Annotated in this window: 19 protein-coding genes, 4 tRNA genes, 1 pseudogene and 1 riboswitch; of the genes and pseudogenes, 3 read left to right on the forward strand and 21 right to left on the reverse strand. The window is 49.3% G+C overall.

Translation table 11 applies throughout. From position 1 onward, the window contains the following. The 14 genes and pseudogenes from rpoB to birA form a co-directional block, all read right to left on the reverse strand. Positions 1 to 1,397 (reverse strand): annotated as a pseudogene (rpoB, locus tag KDK13_RS10570) (DNA-directed RNA polymerase subunit beta); the annotation flags it as partial. Positions 1,398 to 2,198: 801 nt separating this feature from the next. Next, positions 2,199 to 2,573 (reverse strand): 50S ribosomal protein L7/L12, encoded by a 375-nt coding sequence (rplL, locus tag KDK13_RS10575; RefSeq protein WP_066016060.1) that lies wholly within the window; start codon positions 2,571 to 2,573, stop codon positions 2,199 to 2,201. A 93-nt stretch (positions 2,574 to 2,666) separates the two neighbouring features. Beyond that, positions 2,667 to 3,197: a 50S ribosomal protein L10 gene (rplJ, locus tag KDK13_RS10580; RefSeq protein ID WP_257284940.1), complete on the reverse strand. Its 531-nt coding sequence runs from the start codon at positions 3,195 to 3,197 to the stop codon at positions 2,667 to 2,669. A gap of 320 nt (positions 3,198 to 3,517) precedes the next feature. Then, positions 3,518 to 4,213: a 50S ribosomal protein L1 gene (gene rplA, locus KDK13_RS10585; RefSeq protein ID WP_257284941.1), complete on the reverse strand. Its 696-nt coding sequence runs from the start codon at positions 4,211 to 4,213 to the stop codon at positions 3,518 to 3,520. Further along, on the reverse strand, positions 4,213 to 4,647 hold the full coding sequence (rplK, locus tag KDK13_RS10590; protein ID WP_020581778.1) for a 50S ribosomal protein L11: 435 nt from the start codon (positions 4,645 to 4,647) through the stop codon (positions 4,213 to 4,215). Before rplK ends, rplA begins: the two co-directional genes overlap by 1 nt. A 291-nt stretch (positions 4,648 to 4,938) precedes the next feature. Next, a complete protein-coding gene (gene nusG / locus KDK13_RS10595; protein ID WP_257284942.1) occupies positions 4,939 to 5,472 on the reverse strand; it encodes a transcription termination/antitermination protein NusG in 534 nt (177 codons plus the stop codon). A 12-nt stretch (positions 5,473 to 5,484) separates the two neighbouring features. Continuing rightward, complete coding sequence (gene secE / locus KDK13_RS10600; RefSeq protein ID WP_257284943.1) at positions 5,485 to 5,853, reverse strand: preprotein translocase subunit SecE; 369 nt, start codon at positions 5,851 to 5,853, stop codon at positions 5,485 to 5,487. 89 nt (positions 5,854 to 5,942) lie between these two features. Next, a tRNA-Trp gene (locus KDK13_RS10605) sits at positions 5,943 to 6,018 on the reverse strand. 138 nt (positions 6,019 to 6,156) lie between these two features. Then, positions 6,157 to 6,232 (reverse strand) — tRNA-Thr (locus KDK13_RS10610). A 32-nt stretch (positions 6,233 to 6,264) separates the two neighbouring features. Next, positions 6,265 to 6,338 (reverse strand) — tRNA-Gly (locus KDK13_RS10615). Positions 6,339 to 6,459: 121 nt separating this feature from the next. Beyond that, positions 6,460 to 6,543: transfer RNA gene (locus tag KDK13_RS10620), tRNA-Tyr, on the reverse strand. A gap of 154 nt (positions 6,544 to 6,697) precedes the next feature. After that, on the reverse strand, positions 6,698 to 7,420 hold the full coding sequence (locus KDK13_RS10625; RefSeq protein ID WP_257284944.1) for an SPOR domain-containing protein: 723 nt from the start codon (positions 7,418 to 7,420) through the stop codon (positions 6,698 to 6,700). 1 nt (position 7,421) lies between these two features. Then, entirely contained in the window at positions 7,422 to 8,195 is a 774-nt protein-coding gene (locus KDK13_RS10630; protein WP_257284945.1) for a type III pantothenate kinase, read from the reverse strand. A 2-nt stretch (positions 8,196 to 8,197) separates the two neighbouring features. Further along, positions 8,198 to 9,190: a bifunctional biotin--[acetyl-CoA-carboxylase] ligase/biotin operon repressor BirA gene (gene birA, locus KDK13_RS10635; RefSeq protein WP_257284946.1), complete on the reverse strand. Its 993-nt coding sequence runs from the start codon at positions 9,188 to 9,190 to the stop codon at positions 8,198 to 8,200. 161 nt (positions 9,191 to 9,351) lie between these two features. Here birA and KDK13_RS10640 point away from each other — a divergent pair, with 161 nt between their 5' ends. Then, on the forward strand, positions 9,352 to 10,419 hold the full coding sequence (locus KDK13_RS10640; protein WP_257284947.1) for a histidinol-phosphate transaminase: 1,068 nt from the start codon (positions 9,352 to 9,354) through the stop codon (positions 10,417 to 10,419). Here KDK13_RS10640 and KDK13_RS10645 read toward each other — a convergent pair. Both KDK13_RS10645 and KDK13_RS10650 read right to left on the reverse strand, forming a co-directional pair. Next, positions 10,410 to 11,084: a phosphohydrolase gene (locus KDK13_RS10645; protein WP_257284948.1), complete on the reverse strand. Its 675-nt coding sequence runs from the start codon at positions 11,082 to 11,084 to the stop codon at positions 10,410 to 10,412. The two genes, KDK13_RS10640 and KDK13_RS10645, sit on opposite strands and share 10 nt — an antisense overlap. A 39-nt stretch (positions 11,085 to 11,123) precedes the next feature. Further along, positions 11,124 to 11,624: a GNAT family N-acetyltransferase gene (locus KDK13_RS10650; protein WP_257284949.1), complete on the reverse strand. Its 501-nt coding sequence runs from the start codon at positions 11,622 to 11,624 to the stop codon at positions 11,124 to 11,126. Positions 11,625 to 12,230: 606 nt separating this feature from the next. Between KDK13_RS10650 and KDK13_RS10655 the strand changes: the two genes are divergently transcribed. Together KDK13_RS10655 and KDK13_RS10660 are read left to right on the forward strand one after the other, a co-directional pair. Next, positions 12,231 to 13,259 carry a DUF523 and DUF1722 domain-containing protein gene (locus tag KDK13_RS10655; protein ID WP_257284950.1) on the forward strand — a complete coding sequence of 343 codons (1,029 nt, stop codon included), beginning with the start codon at positions 12,231 to 12,233 and terminating at the stop codon, positions 13,257 to 13,259. A 26-nt stretch (positions 13,260 to 13,285) separates the two neighbouring features. Then, positions 13,286 to 13,699, forward strand: a complete 414-nt coding sequence (locus tag KDK13_RS10660; RefSeq protein ID WP_257284951.1) for a hotdog fold thioesterase — start codon at positions 13,286 to 13,288, stop codon at positions 13,697 to 13,699. Here KDK13_RS10660 and tal read toward each other — a convergent pair. From tal to KDK13_RS10685, 5 genes are all read right to left on the reverse strand, one after another. Beyond that, the gene (gene tal / locus KDK13_RS10665; RefSeq protein ID WP_257284952.1) at positions 13,696 to 14,649 is read right to left on the reverse strand and encodes a transaldolase; all 954 of its coding nucleotides are present in this window, start codon (positions 14,647 to 14,649) and stop codon (positions 13,696 to 13,698) included. The genes KDK13_RS10660 and tal overlap by 4 nt on opposite strands. A gap of 147 nt (positions 14,650 to 14,796) precedes the next feature. Next, a complete protein-coding gene (gene rbsK / locus KDK13_RS10670) occupies positions 14,797 to 15,765 on the reverse strand; it encodes a ribokinase (RefSeq protein ID WP_257284953.1) in 969 nt (322 codons plus the stop codon). Between the two features lie 116 nt (positions 15,766 to 15,881). After that, positions 15,882 to 16,847 (reverse strand): ABC transporter substrate-binding protein, encoded by a 966-nt coding sequence (locus KDK13_RS10675; protein ID WP_257284954.1) that lies wholly within the window; start codon positions 16,845 to 16,847, stop codon positions 15,882 to 15,884. 131 nt (positions 16,848 to 16,978) lie between these two features. Next, a riboswitch (TPP riboswitch) is annotated at positions 16,979 to 17,086 on the reverse strand. A gap of 222 nt (positions 17,087 to 17,308) precedes the next feature. After that, the gene (locus tag KDK13_RS10680) at positions 17,309 to 17,698 is read right to left on the reverse strand and encodes a hypothetical protein (protein ID WP_257284955.1); all 390 of its coding nucleotides are present in this window, start codon (positions 17,696 to 17,698) and stop codon (positions 17,309 to 17,311) included. Between the two features lie 97 nt (positions 17,699 to 17,795). Further along, positions 17,796 to 18,806, reverse strand: a complete 1,011-nt coding sequence (locus KDK13_RS10685) for a tryptophan--tRNA ligase (RefSeq protein WP_257284956.1) — start codon at positions 18,804 to 18,806, stop codon at positions 17,796 to 17,798. Between the last annotated feature and the right edge of the window lie 106 nt (positions 18,807 to 18,912).

Consider the following 18,912-nt stretch of genomic DNA (forward strand, 5'->3'; position numbering starts at 1 on the left):
GGTTGTAGAACAAGGTCGTCGTGTAACTGCACGACACATCCGTGATCGATATCGTCACAGATACCTTTACCATTACGGATATCGACGAGGATGCGCAGGACATCAATAATGTCGGAATTATCCAGAACACCGGAACCGGTATCTTCATCACGCCCCAGACGACGGTTGAACTTCATTCGACCGACGGCAGACAGGTCATAGCGCTCGGTGGAGAAGAACAGGTTCTGGAACAGGGCTTCAGCAGCATCCTGTGTTGGTGGTTCACCGGGGCGCATCATGCGGTAGATTTCAACCAGCGCTTCCAGGCGGTTGGTGGTGGTGTCTGCACGCAGGGTATCAGACATGAACGGACCACAGTCCAGCTCATTGATATAAAGCGTTTCTACGGTTTTGATACCGGCAGACAACAGCTTTTCATAAACGTCAGGGGTAATTTCAGTGTTGCACTCAACAATGATTTCACCGGTACTCTTGTGAATTACAGTCTTCGCCAGAACACGACCATAGATATAATCTACCGGAGCATCCAGACTCTTGATGTTGGCTTTTTGCAGGTCACGGATGTGTCGTGCAGTTACACGACGACCTTGTTCTACAACCACATTACCGTCGTTGTCGTAGATATCAAAGCTGGCTGCTTCACCTCTCAGGCGGTCGGCAACAAACTCGGTGCTGACATTTTCAGCGCCAATATTGAATTCAACAAAGTCAAAGAAATTCTCAAGAATTTCTTCATTGGAAAGCCCGATGGCCCTGAGCAGAATGGTGGCAGGCAGCTTACGACGACGGTCGATACGAACATAAAGCAGATCCTTTGGATCAAACTCAAAGTCCAGCCATGAGCCACGGTAAGGAATGACACGGGCAGAATACAGCAGCTTACCGGAGGAGTGGGTCTTACCCCGGTCATTATCAAAGAATACGCCCGGAGAGCGGTGCAGCTGGGATACGATAACTCGCTCTGTACCATTAATAACAAAGGTACCGTTATCGGTCATGAGCGGAATTTCGCCCATGTACACTTCCTGCTCCTTGATATCCTTGATTGCCTTGTTGGCGGAGTCTTTATCGTAGATAATCAGGCGCACCTTGACGCGCAGAGGTACTGCATACGTGACGCCTCTGAGCTGGCATTCCTTGACATCAAACGCAGGAGCACCCAGTCTGTAGCTAACATATTCAAGGGCAGCATTGCCGGAATAGCTTACAATTGGGAAGACGGATTTAAAGGCGGCGTGAAGCCCGATATCTTCTCTGGCTGCCGGTTCTTTATCTGACTGCAACAGCTTGTGATATGAATCAAGCTGAATCGCCAGCAGATACGGCACATTCATGACACTCGGCAGCTTGCCGAAGTCCTTGCGGATGCGTTTTTTCTCTGTATACGAGTATGCCATCAGCGTTCCCCAGCTTGGTTACCTGTTTTTGACTTCAGGCGGCATCGCCTGGCCATAGTAGGTTAGTTCGAGAGCGGGTGGCTCCCTGTCAAAACCAATAAATCTTCAATTTTTCTGGTCATTAGCTGACCTGTATCACAGACACCTTTGAGGTGTTATGGATACTCTCAATGTCGTCACAGACACTTTCGCACCGTTGTAGACGCTACGTGTCGCTATAGACATCAACCGTTGTATGAGCTTTAGCGCCTGAACAGAAAGCAACCTGATACTATTATTCAGATTTACTACCCTGCTTTCACGGCAATACCGCTTACATCGCCTGAGGCAACGGAAGCGGTATTCAAATCTGCCCGATGAATCATCGAACAGCCTATGTATGTCAGGCCGGGTAAAACGGTCAGCACATGAATTCTCTACAGCAATCTACCATCATCTCACAGCTTGATATGAAGTGGTACTGTAACTACCGAAAATCCCCTGTTTTGAATCGTTTTACACCAACATAAAAAGCTTTCTCCAGAATGATCAGTTTCTGAAACGGCTTTTCCAAGCTCATATCTCTGCCCCTCATATCTGCAAAAACGGCAATACCCCAACCAATATCACGAAGAAACCCATCCAGTGATAAAGACTGAAAAGAGTAAGAAACTTCATGATTAAGGACAGGATCTACGTGCAAATACAGTTACTCAGACGATATAGCTCATACAACGGAAAAAAGGCCGGCACCCTCACAGGCACCAGCCACCTGAATCTATTATGCAACAGACTCGGGATTATGCAATGCTTTTATAGAAATTACTTGATTTCTACTTTAGCACCAGCTTCTTCCAGCTGCTTCTTCAGCTCTTCAGCTTCTTCTTTAGAAGCGCCTTCTTTCAGAGGAGCTGGAGCGCCGTCTACAACAGCCTTGGCTTCTTTCAGACCCAGGCCAGTAGCAGCACGTACTACCTTGATGACGTTAACTTTCTTGTCGCCAGCGTCAGCCAGGATTACGTCGAACTCAGTTTTTTCTTCAGCAGCGGCAGCAGCTTCAGCAGGAGCAGCAGCAACAGCAACAGCAGCAGCAGCAGAAACGCCGAACTTTTCTTCCATAGCGGAAACCAGTTCAACAACGTCCATTACAGACATTTCAGCGATTGCATTCAGGATATCTTCTTTGGACAGAGCCATCTCTATATCTCCAAAAATCTTGGTTGGGGCAAACAAACAGCAAGCCCCGGAATTTGTTTAAGCAAAAAAGCAAGAAAACCAATCCAACAAGGATTAAGCGGCTTTCTTCTTCTCGTCGGCAACAGCTGCCACAACACGGGTAATGCTTGCAGGGAACTCGTTCAGAGTTCTTGCCAGCTTGGTTACCGGTGCGATCATTACGCTCATCAGCATTGCGCGAGCCTGATCCAGAGTAGGCATCTTGGCCAGAACATCGATCTGTTCTGCACCCAGCAGCTGTCCGGAAATAGACAGTGCCTTGATGTCCAGCTCTTTGTTCTCTTTGGCAAAATCCTTCATCAGACGCGCAGCGGCACCCGGATCTTCCATAGAGAAAGCAAGCACAGTAGGGCCTACCAGAACTTCCTGCAGGCACTGAAGTTCAGTACCTTCTACAGCGCGCTTGGCCAGGGTGTTACGAACTACCTTCAGGTAGACGCCACCTTCACGAGCCTGCTTACGCAGAGCAGTCATTTGACTGACAGTAAGACCACGGTAGTCCGCGATTACAGCCGACAGAGCGCTTTGTGCAGCCTCGCTGACTTCGGCAACAATTGCCTTCTTGTCTTCGAGTCCTAACGCCATGGGCTTTACTCCAAATTTATGAAGTTTCACTTATGATTTATCCGAGATAAATCATTAAGCGCTTACAATACGGTGATGGGTGTATATCGTTTTGGATAAAACGCATACTCACCGTCTACGCAGGACATTAAGCCCCATACCTATAACCCTTTCCAAAGAAAGGCCCCTGACTGAACAGGCACGGCATTGGACACCTGCGATCTTTGACGACCCCCGCTATGAAAGCAGGGACCCCAAAGAGGGTTGTGGCTGGCTTGCACCAACCAGAAATCTGACAATCCAGATTTCTGTAATTCTTTCTTTCGCTTACGCAGACAGGCTCAGGCAGAAAGAGAAGACATGTCGATAGTCAGACCCGGACCCATGGTAGAGGACAGGGTAACTTTCTTCATATAAACGCCTTTGCTGGAAGAAGGCTTCAGCTTCTTCAGATCAACCAGCAGAGCTTCGACGTTCTGCTTCAGGGCAGCCGCTTCAAAGTCGATCTTACCAACACCAGCGTGGATGATACCGTTCTTGTCAGTACGGAAACGAACCTGACCAGCCTTGGCGTTCTTAACCGCTTCAGCAACGTTAGGTGTAACAGTACCAACCTTGGGGTTAGGCATCAGGCCGCGTGGACCAAGGATCTGACCCAGCTGACCAACAACGCGCATCGCATCCGGAGAAGCGATAACTACGTCAAAGTCCATCTGACCCGCTTTAACCTGTTCAGCCAGATCTTCCATACCAACCACTTCAGCACCGGCTTCTTTAGCCGCTTCAGCGTTAGCACCCTGGGTAAACACAGCCACGCGAACATCTTTACCAGTACCGTTAGGCAGTACAGTAGAGCCACGAACCACCTGGTCAGATTTACGAGGATCAACACCTAGGTTCACAGAAACTTCGATGGTTTCCTTGAACTTGACGCTGGAAATCTCTTTCAGCAGGCTGGCCGCCTCTTCAAAGCCGTAAGACTTGGTAGAGTCGATCTTTTCAGCGATCAGCTTCGCACGCTTTGATAACTTGGCCATTACTCAACACCCTCCACGATCAGACCCATGGAACGAGCTGAACCAGCAATGGTACGTACCGCTGCATCTTCGTCAGCAGCCGTCAGATCAGGCTCTTTGATCTTGGCAACTTCAAGCAGTTGCTCGCGAGTCACAGTACCGACTTTCTCGGTATTTGGACGGCCGGAACCTTTTTTCAGCTTCAGAGTCTTCATCAGCAGAACAGAGGCAGGCGGAGTCTTGGTTTCGAAAGTGAAACTGCGGTCGCTGTATACCGTAATAACAACAGGAATTGGCATACCAGCATCCATTTTCTGGGTGCTTGCATTAAATGCCTTACAGAATTCCATGATGTTTACACCGTGCTGACCCAGGGCAGGACCAACAGGTGGAGATGGGTTCGCCTGTCCAGCAGGCACTTGAAGCTTAATATAAGCTTGTACTTTCTTGGCCATTTTCAACCTCTACATGGGTCACTGCCTCATTCAACCCTCTTTCCCTGACCCCTCCTATACAAGGAATCCCAACAGGGAAAAGCATCAAACTCCACGGCTACCCGTCTACAAAGCGCGGTAGTCTACAGAAATCATCCACAAAGTACCAGCGCAAAAACACCTAAGTTAGATGCAATTGGCACAACCAACCCTTTTCAGCCGAGAAAGGCCAGCAAAGAAGGGAGCCCCCCAGAAACACAAAACCCCGCTACCACAGCTGGCAAACGGGGTCATTGGATCAATTCGATCAGCTTACACTTTTTCAACCTGGCCAAACTCAAGCTCTACCGGCGTTGAGCGACCAAAAATCATTACCGCAACCTGAAGACGACTTTTCTCGTAGTTTACACCTTCCACCACACCATTAAAGTCAGCAAAAGGACCTTCGATAACACGAACCATCTCACCAGGCTCAAACAACGTCTTGGGCCTTGGAGCCTCAGCACCTTCGTGCACACGACGAAGAATCGCGTCCGCTTCCTTTTCAGTGATCGGCGCAGGCTTGTCGGCCGTACCACCAATGAAACCCATGACACGCGGCGTATCTTTAATCAGATGCCACGAGTCTTCGTTCATTTCCATCTGGACCAATACATAGCCCGGAAAGAATTTTCTTTCACTCCTGCGCTTCTGGCCGTTCTTGATCTCTACCACTTCCTCGGTAGGCACCAGAATTTCACCAAAATACTCTTCCATACCAAGACGCTTGATACGCTCATTCAGAGAGCGCAACACCTGCTTCTCGTATCCAGAGTAGGCATGAACCACATACCATCGTTTCGCCATGTCCTGTCCCTATCAAATCAGGCTGCTGATCATCCAGCCTAGCAGAGAATCGAGCCCCCACAAAATAAGGCCCATCACTAACACGACAGCAACCACCACCAGAGTGGTTTGCACCGTCTCCTGACGAGTAGGCCAGACAACCTTGCGAATCTCGGTTTTGGCATCCTTCAGCAACGTCCAGAAGGCACCACCTTTTATCGTCTGCAGAGCAACAAACCCGGCAACCGCCGCAATTACCAGCAGACCGACAACCCTGAGAAGGAGCGACTCAGCAGAGAAGTAATAATTACCGTAAACACCAACAGCGACCAGAACCGCCACAAGGCCCCACTTGAGACCATCCAGACGACCCGAAGTCGCAATTTCAGAATTTCCACTCATCAGCTTGATTTTCTCTATCCAGGCTTTGTTTAAAAGACCTTTAAAAAGACCTCTGAGAACAAGCATCCCAAGAGCTTGATCATTGGAAATGGCAGGCCAGGAGGGAATCGAACCCCCAACCCCCGGTTTTGGAGACCGGTGCTCTACCAATTGAACTACTGGCCTAAATCATTATCACTCTGAATACAGAGCCGGTGAATTATAATCATCATCAACCGACCTGAAAAGCCCTGAGGCTTATCGAGCACAAAAAAAGCAAATCAGCACTCGAAAAAAAAAGAGACAAAAGCCTCTCAAAAAAAATGGAGCTCTTAACCGGAATTGAACCGGTGACCTCATCCTTACCAAGGATGCGCTCTACCGACTGAGCTATAAGAGCACTTTATCTAAAAAAAACATTAAAAGAGAAAATGGAGCGGGTAGCGGGAATCGAACCCGCATCATCAGCTTGGAAGGCTGAGGTTCTACCATTGAACTATACCCGCACAAATAAAACTTAATTTATGCAGAAACTCCTGAGCATCCAAAAAAGAATACAAAAGAAGCCATCAGTCTCCAAGCACAAATAACCAACCTCTTGATTACTTAACACAAGGAAGTGAAATCTGGTGGTGGGGGCTGGATTCGAACCAGCGAAGCTTTCGCGTCAGATTTACAGTCTGATCCCTTTGGCCACTCGGGAACCCCACCAGATGCTGCGATATTTTATTCAGGAAGTTTTCTTTGTCAAGACAACCTTTTTTCCTGAAGCAATCTCCTTGATCGATCGCCCTCTGGTTTGTCTGACTGCCTCCCTGAGCAGCGAGGCGTATACTAGAGAAACTCTTTGGCCGTTGCAATGCTTTTACATCACTTTTTTCAGCACTTCATTTTTCCTGCAGGCCGCTTTTAACTTTTGCAGTTCAGGAAACTGATCAGCTGCCTCATCCCAGAATGACGTACCCAACTTTCCCTCTACCGCAGCATCCATCTCGACCCACCATTGTTCCGGAACCCTGGGCAGAGATTTGATCGCCACAACATAACCTGCAGCCATTAAACGACGTTTTACCGCTTTTGCAGACTCCCATCGCGAAAAAAGTCCCAGGGATATTCCATTGGCCAGTTCACCCTGGGTAATCACAAAGCTGTCAATTCTCTGGGCCTGAAGTTCTCTTAACTGTCTTATTGCCGCATCCCTGCTGGGCAGTGGTGGTATATGGACCCAGTAATCCTCCTGCTGACTGTTTTCTTCCGCACGTTCTTTACTGCTGATACCAACGGCAAGAAGGCGCTGTTGCAGCTCATCCACCTCAACCACATTGGCAAAAGGCCCGACAACCAGACATTCCTGAACCACATCCCCCAAATGAAGCGATGTATTCAACACAGGCTGACCCCCTGCCTCACTCCCAGGTGACTGGCGAGCATCTTCAGTCTCAGTTAACAGGACCAGTCGTTCACCTGAGGCTTCTGCGTAGGCATCACCAGTCTCCGGCAGCCAGTAACCAACTCTGGACTCCTGCCATGAGCCCCAGGCAAAATAACTGATATTGGCAAATACAAGAAAAATTACTGTCAAACGCATCTTATATAACGGTGTTACCCTGCCCCTCCTCATCGAAAGCCAGTGCCAGACCATCCATCACCAGTGAGGGATAATGATAACACTCACCCTGAATATACGGCTGAATTAACGTAGCATCACCTCCTGTCAGATAAACAGGGCACTCTTTTCTACCAGCCGTCTTATACTGTGCCTGTTGTGCATTAATCATGGCTACGGCCATGGCCAGAATACCGTTGTTAATGCACTCAGTGCTGCTGGTTCCGGGCCTTATTGTTAACGCGTCTGCTTCTACCATGGGCAGTTGTGCAGTCTTGCTATGCAGCATTCTCTTCATCAGGCCAACTCCTGGCGCAATATATCCGCCAAGGTGGTTCCCGCTGCCACTCAATAAGTCGATGGTAATGGCAGTGCCACAACTCACCACTATTATATTACTGCGTTCCGTACCCTTATGCCCGACCACATGATGGGCCGCAAGCAAAGCCAGCCAACGATCAACACCCAGACCGGAATAGGCAATCCGAACCCCCCGACACTGTTCTTTAACCTCGGCCTTTAACAGGGGCACATTAAAGTGCTTATTCACCACCGCGCTCAGCAGCGCAAAACGGTCATCGCCTGAAACAATGGATGCCCTGGCAGAATCGACTTGCCCAATTTGATCCAGCAGTCCTGGTAGCTCGCACTGCCAGTCTTCGCTATTGGCAAGAAAGCCATGGGAAGTGATTTGCCCTTTATCCAGAAGCCGCCATTTCAATCGACTATTGCCTGCATCCAGCTCCAGAACTCTCATTACTACTTGCTCTTTCCAAGTGTTACGGCCTTTAACGAAACCTCACCGCCATTAAAAATTTTCATCCCTTCGCTGGTCTTCAATAACAGTCCACCATGTCCATTTACCCCTGAAGCTATTCCGGAAACCATATTTCCCGATGCATCCAGGACAACATTCTGCCCGGCAAAAGCATCATATTGTTCCCACTGTTCCTGAAAATGGCCGAAACCCCGCTGGCTGAAAATATCCAGGGTACGGCACAACCCGTTGATCAATTCACTGGCTACCCGGTTACGGCTCACCGTGGTACCACAAACCCGCTGCATATCCACTGCAGGCTGGTTGATATTGTTGATCTGTTTCTGGCTCAGGGCAATGTTGACGCCAATACCGATGATCACCTCACAGTCCCCGGTGGGGTCTCCATGCAATTCCAACAGAATGCCACTCAACTTCTGAAAGCCGTCTGGAGAGCTCCAGAGCACATCATTGGGCCATTTCAACTTGAGATTACCTGCACCGCAGCGCTCAAGGGCTTTCAACACACCCAAACCAACCGCCAGGCTCAGCCCTTCCAGGGATGCCATGCCCGCGCTGTAAAACCAACGTAGAGACATACTGATGGTAGAGCCAAACGGGTTATCCCAGGCTCTGCCCCTGCGACCACGACCGCTGGTCTGATATTCCGCCAGACACACCCCTTTTATTGACGGGCTGGCAACAGGAATCTCTCTGACCAGATCATTGGTAGATGCTGTTTTCAGACAGGTGTGAACAACAACCGCCTCCCTGACGGATGGGTCCAGAGCATCGAGAATACGTTTATTATTGAGCAACTCAACTCCGGGGTGCAGCCTGTATCCCCTGCCTTTGACTGAGTCAATCTGAAGGCCGAGTGCTTCAAGCATTTTCAGCTTTTTCCAGATCGCTGCGCGACTGATCCCCGCTACACTACCCAGTGCCTCGCCTGAGTGGAAACCACCGTCTGCCAGAAGTTCTAACACCTTTTCCATTTATAGGAAGTCCACATGCCTGTTGGGAAGCTGGATATTATATCAGGCCAGGGCATTTAGCGGACCCGGCACCTTTCTGATAGCTTCTTCCGGGAACTCTGCTCTATACTGCGCTTTCTCCAGACACCGACAAAAACAGATGGATCAGGGAAGCCGCAGAGATGAGCATTTTCAAGTCCCACATCACCCGGATGAGCGCCTATACTCCGCCACTTGAAGGCAGGGATCCTCATCACCATCTGCTGCTGGACTTCAATGAGAGAACACTGCCCGTCAGTGAGCACGTCAAACAGGCACTCATTAACTTCATCAATGATGATCGTCTGCAGGTTTATCCATCCTACGGCGACCTGCCCCGAAAAATTGCCGACTACGCGGGTATCGATGAATCCCAGGTAATGATTACTAATGGCTCTGACCAGGGCATTGACATTATTGTCCGTGCTGCCTGTACAGAAGGTGATGAAATCATCATCCCGGGTCCGACCTTCGCCATGTACCACCAATGTGCCAACATTGAAAAGCTGACCATTATTGAGCCAGATTATACGCGGGAAAAAGGCTTTCCGGTTAGCGACGTATTGGGCGCCATCACAGAAAAAACCCGGCTGATTGTCATCGCCAACCCGAATAACCCCAGCGGCACCCGAATCCATCGTGAAGATATTCTGGCCATTGCCAGATCCGCACCGGATACCGCCCTGCTGGTTGACGAATGCTACTTTGAATATTCTCAGGCAACTGTCGCTGATGCAGTGATGGAATACCCGAATATTCTGATTACACGCACATTCTCGAAAACCTGGGGCCTGCCTTCCATTCGTCTGGGCTACGTGATCAGCCACCCTGACAATATACGCGCATTACTGAATATTCGTGGTCCTTATGATGTTAACCAGTTTGCCGCCGTGGCCATCAGTGCCGCCCTGGACCACCCGGAATATACCCGTCATTACGTCAGGGAAGTCATGGAGGAATCCAAACCGTTATTTGAGCGGTTCCTTGATCAACAGGCCATCCCCTATTGGCCCAGTGCAGCTAACTTTATCTGGGCATTCCCGGATAATCCTGATGTCATCGAGCAACACTTGCGCCGTCACGGCATCCTTGTTCGCCCCAAGTCTGACCAGACTGGACGCCAGGGCCTGAGAATAACACTTGGTGATATTGCCCAGACCCGGCAGCTGATAGACAGGATTCAGGAGGGGCTTTCTATTATTCAGGAATAATCACCCTCCAGCTCTTTAAGCAACTTGGTCATATATCCCCTGAGGTAATCAGAATTCCGTTCTGCCATCCTTCGTCCGGCAGTGGTTTGCATGGTTTCAGACAGCTTTAGCAACTTCACCTGAAAGTGGTCAAGGGCATATTCACGATCATCAAGCGCTCGATGCTCAGCCAGCGGGTCTTCGGGGTCGAACATTTTTCGCCGCAGGAGGCCGGACGTATAAAAAACCCGGGCCAGCCCGATAGCCCCCAGAGCCTCCATCCGATCAGCATCCTGCACAACTTTTGCTTCAATGGTTTCGGGCACAATGCCAGCAGAGTAGCTGTGACTTTCCACGCTGTGGCATACGTTATCAATCAATTCGCCCGGGAATCCCATATCCATAAGGCAGGTCCTGGTCTTTATGGCTGCAAGCGAAGAAGCACGGGACCTCTCAGGATGATCTTTTGGCAAAACCACAATATCGTGAAAGTAACAGGCAGCGAGAACAACCAGGCGATTCACGGACACCGGCTCCTGATCCATGATCTGCTGTGCCGTCTTCCAGACCCGCTGAAAATGGGACAAGTCATGGGAATGGTCATCATGGTCGTGGTCCATGGACTGTAACCGGACGATAATTTTCCGCTCCCAGCTACTCAGGGTGTCGATGCTGTTATTACTCATGTGCTCAAAAAAGACAGTAGATGAAGAAAAATTAGTGGTTCATATCGGTGACTGTATGCGGTAACGCGCAACTGTACAGGTACTCCACCCTTCGAAGCGATCAAGTGTCATACCCAGTTGCTGCATTACCCCCTGGGCAAATTCATTACTGGGGGTTGTATAAGAAATAATCTCTTCCATGCCCAGCTGGTTAAACCCAAAATGTGTCACTGCCTCAACGGCTTCAAGTACCAACCCCTGCCCACGGTAAGCGGGCAAAAAACGCCAGCTCATTTCAATATGCTTGCCATAGGGAGAAAAGCCACAGTAGCCAATCAGCTGGTTATTCTCTTTGAATACCACCGCCCAGCGAGACCACCCCCATTTATCAAGTTCCACCTGATAACGCCACAATTCGGTTTCTGCAAGGCTCCCTGGCTCTGTCGCCATGGCATCCGAAGACCGGAGAAGTGTTTCACCCAGAAGTGCGGAGTACGCATCGACATCCTGCAACTGCCAGGTACGAAGTATCAGACGAGGCGTATCAGTAACAATCAGCACGGTAAAACAGTCTCCAGAAACTTTGCTCCAACAAAAACGCTCCAACAAAAACGGTTACACCACCATTTGGACAGTTAGAAGATCTAAAAAGTTCTCACTGAATAGGTAGCCTGAAAATACAACTGACTGATTTACTGATACAAATGCCAAGAAAGCTATTACCATCATTAGATCAGGAACACCAGCAGTCTCACCGGCAAACCTGGACTCAGACTACCTGATGATCAAAAAAAAGCGAAAAGAGCTTCAAGCTGCAATCTCTTACAAGCAGATGATGATTTCAAAGGCTACACAAATTCTTCTGCTGTTATTAGTGTGCGCAGGCAGTCAAAAGTTCCCTGATCCATTAAACCAGAAACTGGCAGGTAAACCCGGACACTTTTTTTGAATAACTGGCATATCACCACACATATGACCAAGTAATCTGCTGAAAAAGTCTTATCGTATAGATATTTACAGGAATTCATGGATCACTGGACTTATCAATCCTGCTTCAGGAATACAGTAGAGCCTTACCTGTTTTTAACGGCTGGCAGGCAAAGGAACTACTGGTAACTGACGACATTCGTTAGTACCGTGTTTTTAACGTAAAGCGGAGAATAACAAGTGGCTATCGTGAACATACCCGAGCCTGAAAAACAGATCACACTGGGCATCAGCTCTTGCCTTTTAGGCCATAAAGTACGCTATAACGGGGGACACAAACGCTCATCTTTTTGTGTCAACACGCTGGATAAATTCTTCCATTTTGAGCCGGTCTGTCCTGAGATGGCCATAGGACTGGGAACCCCCAGAGAGCCCATCCGATTAGTTGGTCAACTGGCTGAAACCTCCCACAAATCAGCCCAAAGTTCATCGTCAGCTCCCGACAAACAGTTGAAAATCCGGGTCGTCGGCACTGAAAATTCCAGCCTGGATGTGACCGATGCCCTGGAGCAATATGGTCATGACATGGCTGACCAGCTATCCCATATTTGCGGCTATATTCTGATGCAAAAGTCCCCCAGCTGTGGCATGGCACGAGTTAAGGTTTACCATGAAAATGGCCACCCGCTGGGTGAAAGTGCGCCCGGAGCCTATGCCAGGGCATTTATGGAGAACAACCCACTACTGCCAGTAGAAGAAGAAGGCAGACTGCACGACCCGATACTTTGTGAAAATTTTTTCACCCGGGTTTACGCCTATGATCGTTGGCAGAAGACGGTGATGGCAGAGCCATCTTACGCTGCCCTGGTCGACTTCCACTCTACTCACAAGTATATGATCATGGCCCATTATCCCCAGGGATATGAGTTACTGGGCCAAATCGTGGCCAAAGGCAGCAAGGCACCCCTGGATGAATTGCTGGAAGAATATCTGCGCAGCTTTATGAGCGCCCTTAAACGGCGTGCCAACCGCAAATCCCACACCAATGCCATGATGCATATCCTTGGATATGTTAAAAAGAGCGTCGATGGCAAAGAGAGAAAACAACTGCTGACGTTAATTGAAGAGTACCGTCAGGAAATGATACCACTGATTGCTCCCATGACCATGCTGCGACACTTCATCGAAAATCATGGTAATGTATACATTCAGCGACAAACCTACCTGACGCCTCACCCGGATCAGCTGGGCTTGCGCAACCGGATCTGACAATCAAGAGAAAAAAGGAAAAAAAGATGCCCATCTGGAAAAGGCCTTACAACCCTGAAGCAGCAGTATTCAGAGAAAACATGGTTGACCATGTGGGCATTGAGATTACCGAAGTGGGAGATGATTTTCTGCGCGGCACCATGCCGGTTGACCGCAGGACTATCCAGCCCATGGGACTGCTTCACGGTGGAGCCTCGGTCGTTCTTGCAGAAACACTGGGCAGTATTGCCGCCAACCTGTGCTGTGAGGACGGAGCCTACTGTGTTGGTCTGGAAATCAATGCCAATCATCTTCGCTCAGCCACTTCCGGAAAAGTGACCGGCACAACCCGGCCCATTCATATCGGTCGCAGTACTCAAGTATGGGAAATCAATATTGAGGATGAGCAGGGGAGACCCACCTGTATCTCCCGTATTACCATGGCAACAAAGAAAATCTAAAATGCATCAAACAACTGTTTTTCCAGCTTAACCTGATCGGCCGTAAAGTTCCTGATACCCTCCGCCAGTTTCTCTGTTGCCATAGCATCATTGTTCATCGCCCAGCGAAATGCGGCCTCATCCAGAACTACTTTTTTATCACCACTATCTGGCGAGTCGGCGAACAATTTTTGTTCGAGCGGCTTATCAGATGATTCCAGCTGATCCAAAAGATCCGGACTAATGGTCAGGCAGTCGCAACCTGCCAACTCAATAATCTCACCGGTATTTCGAAAGCTGGCCCCCATCACCACGGTTTTATAGCCATACTGCTTGTAATAGTTATAGATACGCGTGACAGACTGAACGCCAGGATCTTCTGACGCAGTAAAGTCTCTACCTTCTGCTTTTTTGTACCAGTCCAGAATTCGGCCAACAAAGGGGGAGATCAAATAGGCACCAGCATCGGCACAGGCTTGAGCCTGGGCAAAACTGAACAACAAGGTCAGATTACAGCGGATACCTTCTTTTTCCAGAACCTCAGCCGCCCTGATACCTTCCCAGGTAGACGCTATTTTGATCAGCACCCGCTCACTATCAGCGCCCTGCTCTTTATAAAGATCAAGCAGCTGCCTGGCTTTTTCAATCGTCGCGTCAGTATCAAACGACAGTCGTGCGTCCACTTCCGTTGATACAAAGCCAGGCACTACCTGCTGGATCTCTTTGCCAATACCGACCGTCAACCAGTCACAGGCGTGACGGGCACTGACCGCCTTTTCCGGGGAACGGTTGCGTCCAAAGGCAATGGCCTCATCAGCCAGCTTTTTATACGCCGATAGCTGGGCAGCTTTTAAGATCAGTGACGGGTTGGTCGTCGCATCAACCGGCCGGTATCGACGGATGGCCTCGATATCACCGGTATCGGCCACAACTTTGGTCATATTTTTTAATTGATCGAGCTGATTTTGCATACTGTGCCTTCTTCCAGCCAGTCAAGGGGCTGGTTTTTTTATAAACAGATCAATACGTTCAAGGTGTACAACTGTCTTCGTTTCCAGTAAGGGAGAGCGCCCCAGAGTATCCGTATCAGCCCCTGAATCAAGGCAATACTACAGCCATCAGGTGTGAGGAGTGTCAACAGCCTCGGCAATTTCCTGATCGCACAGAATAAATTCCTCAACCTGAAAACGATAGGGAATAGACGACTGTGAACCAACACTCATGACAGCAAGACCCGCACTGGCATTGGCAAAAAAGGCAGCTTCCTGCAGCGATTTCCCTTCCATCAGGGCCACCAGCAATGCGCCATTAAATGTATCACCGGCTGCGGTTGTATCAACCGGCTTTACCGGAAACGCCGGAACCATCAACCCTTCAGGATGGCCTGAGGTCATTGATGATACATAGGCCCCAGCCTGTCCCATGGTGAGCGCAACGTCAGTAATGCCTTGCTCATGCAACAGGGCAGCTGCCTGTGTTGCCGACTTTTCATCTGTAACTTGAATACCGGTAAGCATATCCGCTTCTGTCTGGTTGGGCGTGATCAAATCCACAGCCAGCAGGCAATCCCCGGAAAATGGCCTGCCGGGCGCGGGGTTCAGGACCACCCTGGTATGGTTTTCCCGGGCAATCTGAGCAGCCTGTTGATTGATAGATTCAGGAACCTCATTTTGCAAGAGCAGATAATCTGCACCAGCAATCAGGCTATGATTCTGCTCAATGTGGTATTCAGTCAGGCAACCATTAGCGCCTGCTGAGATGCCAATCATATTTTCGCCGTTGTCATTAACAAAAATCAGGGCAACCCCGGTTTCCGTATCCACTATTTCTGTAATTGCGGATGTATCGATACCTTCATCACTCAGTTGCTGCACTATTTCCTGCCCCGTATCATCCTGACCAATAGCTGCCATCATGTGTGTATTTCCCCCAAGCCGGGCGCAGGCTACCGCCTGGTTAGCACCTTTTCCTCCGGCCATAATGTCATAAGATGACGCTGTTATGGTTTGGCCTGGCTTTGGCAAACAATCAACCCTCAGAACATGGTCAACATTAATACTGCCTAGCACGAGAATCTGCTTACTCATATCACCACCGGTGAAAATCAGGCTGACAATTCATAAAGTGCACTTCAAATGTCGTTTGAGGCAGGTGGCTTTATAAGAGAGCCGGGGAGTCTGGCCAGAAGCCAGACTTTTAAATACTAGGAGGCTTTAAGCTGCTCAGAAATGTACGTGCCATCCAGCGGCTCAAAGGTCGAGTAAGGGCGCTCTGGCAAAAATTCATTGGTGTAACAGCTGTGGCAATCCATGGTTTCATCGGTAATCCCAAGCTGCTGCGCGTAGAGGCCAACTTTCTCCCAGTCCCGATCCACATTAACCAGGTCGCGGGAGAAATAGGGCAGGCAGCTGATGTATATTTTCCTGAACGTTTCTGTTCTCAATCTCGGAATCTGTTCACAAAGCAACGCATAGGCTTTTTCAGGGTTTTCAAGCGTCCACTGAGTCCCTCGCAGAGTCGCCCTCATAAACCGTCTGACATTCTCCCGGTTGTTTGCCAGATAAGCTTCATTCACCAGGAAAAGGATTGAACAGAAACAGCAACAGCCCAGCCCGGCAAGCTCATCAACCCGCAACATACCCGTCTCTTTGCCACTGACCTGCTCCAGTTCAACCTGCTGAAAGCAGCCGATGCCCATACCGGCATCCACTTTGCCCTGCACAATGGCATCGGTAATGTTCATGCCAACCCGGATCGTTTCGTAGGCATCAGGTTTAATATTTGCCCGCCGGGCAAGGTCATCAATGATGATTTTTCCGAACCGGCCAATATAACCAATCCTTTTTCCCCGGATATCATCGAACCCCTTAATACCGCTGGACTTCAGAAAAATCAGACCAGTCGGGGGCTCATGAAACAGGGTACCGGCAGAAACCACCTTATAGCCTTTGGCCCTGGCCGCATAGGTATGAATCATCGCTTTCAATGCAATATCCACTTTGTTCTGGCAAATCAAATCAGTGACATCAGAAGGGTCAGTGGTTTCCATGATGGCTGGAGCAAGCCCTTCTTCTTTATAGAAACCCAGGTGGTGAGCCATAAAGACCGGGGTGTGATAGGGATTGGCATACCAGTTCAGAAGCAGGGAAAGCCGGGGCGTTGCGATCATGCGTTAATCCTCAGGACAGATAGAAGTAACGTGACGCATAAAGACCCGAAGAGGACAGTACTATCTCCAAGGAAAGCTACACAGAAAAAACGACAGAGAAACAGTAATCCCTGCGGAATTTCTGAGAAATGAACAGAAGCCTATGGCAGTTCCTACGCTGGTACTAACCGGTTCAGGTTCAACAGGTATAATCTCAGCCTGAAAGCTTCATGCTCAAACAGGCACCCTGCGCCACTGGAGTCCACCAGCAACCATTAATAGAAAATGAAACCGGCAGACCTTGACGGAAATTATAGAGTGCTTTTGGACTTCTGCCAGTTGGCAGTCTATTCATGGATGGCCTCTCAGGAATGCTCCCTGGTTCCCCTTCTCTGCAGAATACCGGATGATTGGGAGGCCGAAGTTTTATCGCTTGAGGTCATTCTTATCAATAGTTGATTCAACGGTTAACTATTGAAACATTACTCAAAAAATGCCTCTTGAATCCGGGTAACATACGACAGTTCAACCAGGTTTTTCAAAGTCACCAGATAATTGGCCTGATGAGTATTACCAACCACCAGATACTGCTCATTACCACACTGTAAACGTCCGGGGGATTCTTTGTAGACAATGGCCGTTGGATCAATAGACATCACCTGACGTGCCGTATTCACATGGGCAGGAATACAGAACTCATAACTCAGGGCTCGCTTGCCATCAGCAGGCCCATAAAGGCCATCAGCATCCAGGCGCGTCAAATCAAAGGTTACCTTTTGCTGAACCTTGTCTTTCAGTAGACCATCCAGATAACTGCAGGCCGACAGCAAGAGCGCACTCAGTACAATGGCTAAAAGTTTTGATGGATTCATGGGATTTCCAGTCGGGCGATCGGTCTGTCATTATTACTTTTATTATCAACAATGGCTTTCCCAAAGGAAAGCCAAACGCAAAGATGACTGCAGAATATTATGCCAGCGGCTTGAGACCTACGGCCTGGCGAATAGACGTCAGGAAAGGAGCGGCTTCTGCCCGGGCCTTTTCAGCCCCCTTAAGCAGCTCTTTTTCGATAAATGCAGGGTCTTCAATCAGCGCATGATAACGTTCACGAGGATCTTTCAAGTGAGCATTCAGAAACTCAAACAGCTCATTTTTCAGATCGCCCCAGCCAGCGCCATCAGCATATTGCTGACGTTTCACCTCAATCTGGGTGGCATCGGCAAATGCCGAGAAGATCTGGAAAAGTGTGCAGGTATCCGGATCTTTCGGCTCACCCGGCTCCAGTGAGTTGGTTTTGATCTTGCGAATCAGCTTGAGCAGTTTCTTTTCAGGCACAAAAAGCGGGATGGTATTATCGTAGCTTTTGCTCATTTTACGACCATCAAGACCATTCAGAACCGCCGTGGTTTCACCAATGATCGCTTCCGGCAAAACAAACCTGGTCCGGTAATGATGATTCATCCGACCAGCGATATCCCGGGCCATCTCAATATGCTGGACCTGGTCACGACCCACCGGCACTTTATGGGCATTGAACATGAGTATGTCTGCCGCCATCAACACCGGATAGCAGAACAACCCCATGGTCACACCCTTGTCCGGGTCCTGCTCTCCGGCTTCCTCATTAGCCTGAACCGCGGCCTTATAAGCATGGGCACGGTTCATCAGGCCTTTGGCTGTCATACAGCCAAGAATCCAGTTCAGCTCGGCAATTTCCGGAATGTCTGACTGACGGTAGAAGGTCACACGGTCCGTATCCAGTCCCAGTGCCAGCCAGGTAGCCGCAATCTCCAGCGTAGACTGATGGATGCGCCTGGGGTCACGGCCTTTGATCAGGGCATGGTAATCAGCCAGAAAGTAGTATGAAGCAATATCGTCACGCCAGCTTTCCTCAATCGCGGGCTTGATGGCCCCTACGTAGTTACCCAGGTGTGGTGTTCCAGTGGTTGTAATACCTGTAAGTACTTTCGTTTTACTCATGAGTCCACTCGCACAGCGACGATTTAACCTGGCCTGAAACCCAGACCAGAAAGGAATTTCCTTAAAAAAGGATTCGAGGAAAGTGCGGCATTATAGAAGAGCGCAG

The organism is Endozoicomonas sp. SESOKO1 (genome assembly GCF_024606265.1).
In the GTDB taxonomy this organism is placed as follows: Bacteria; Pseudomonadota; Gammaproteobacteria; order Pseudomonadales; family Endozoicomonadaceae; genus Endozoicomonas.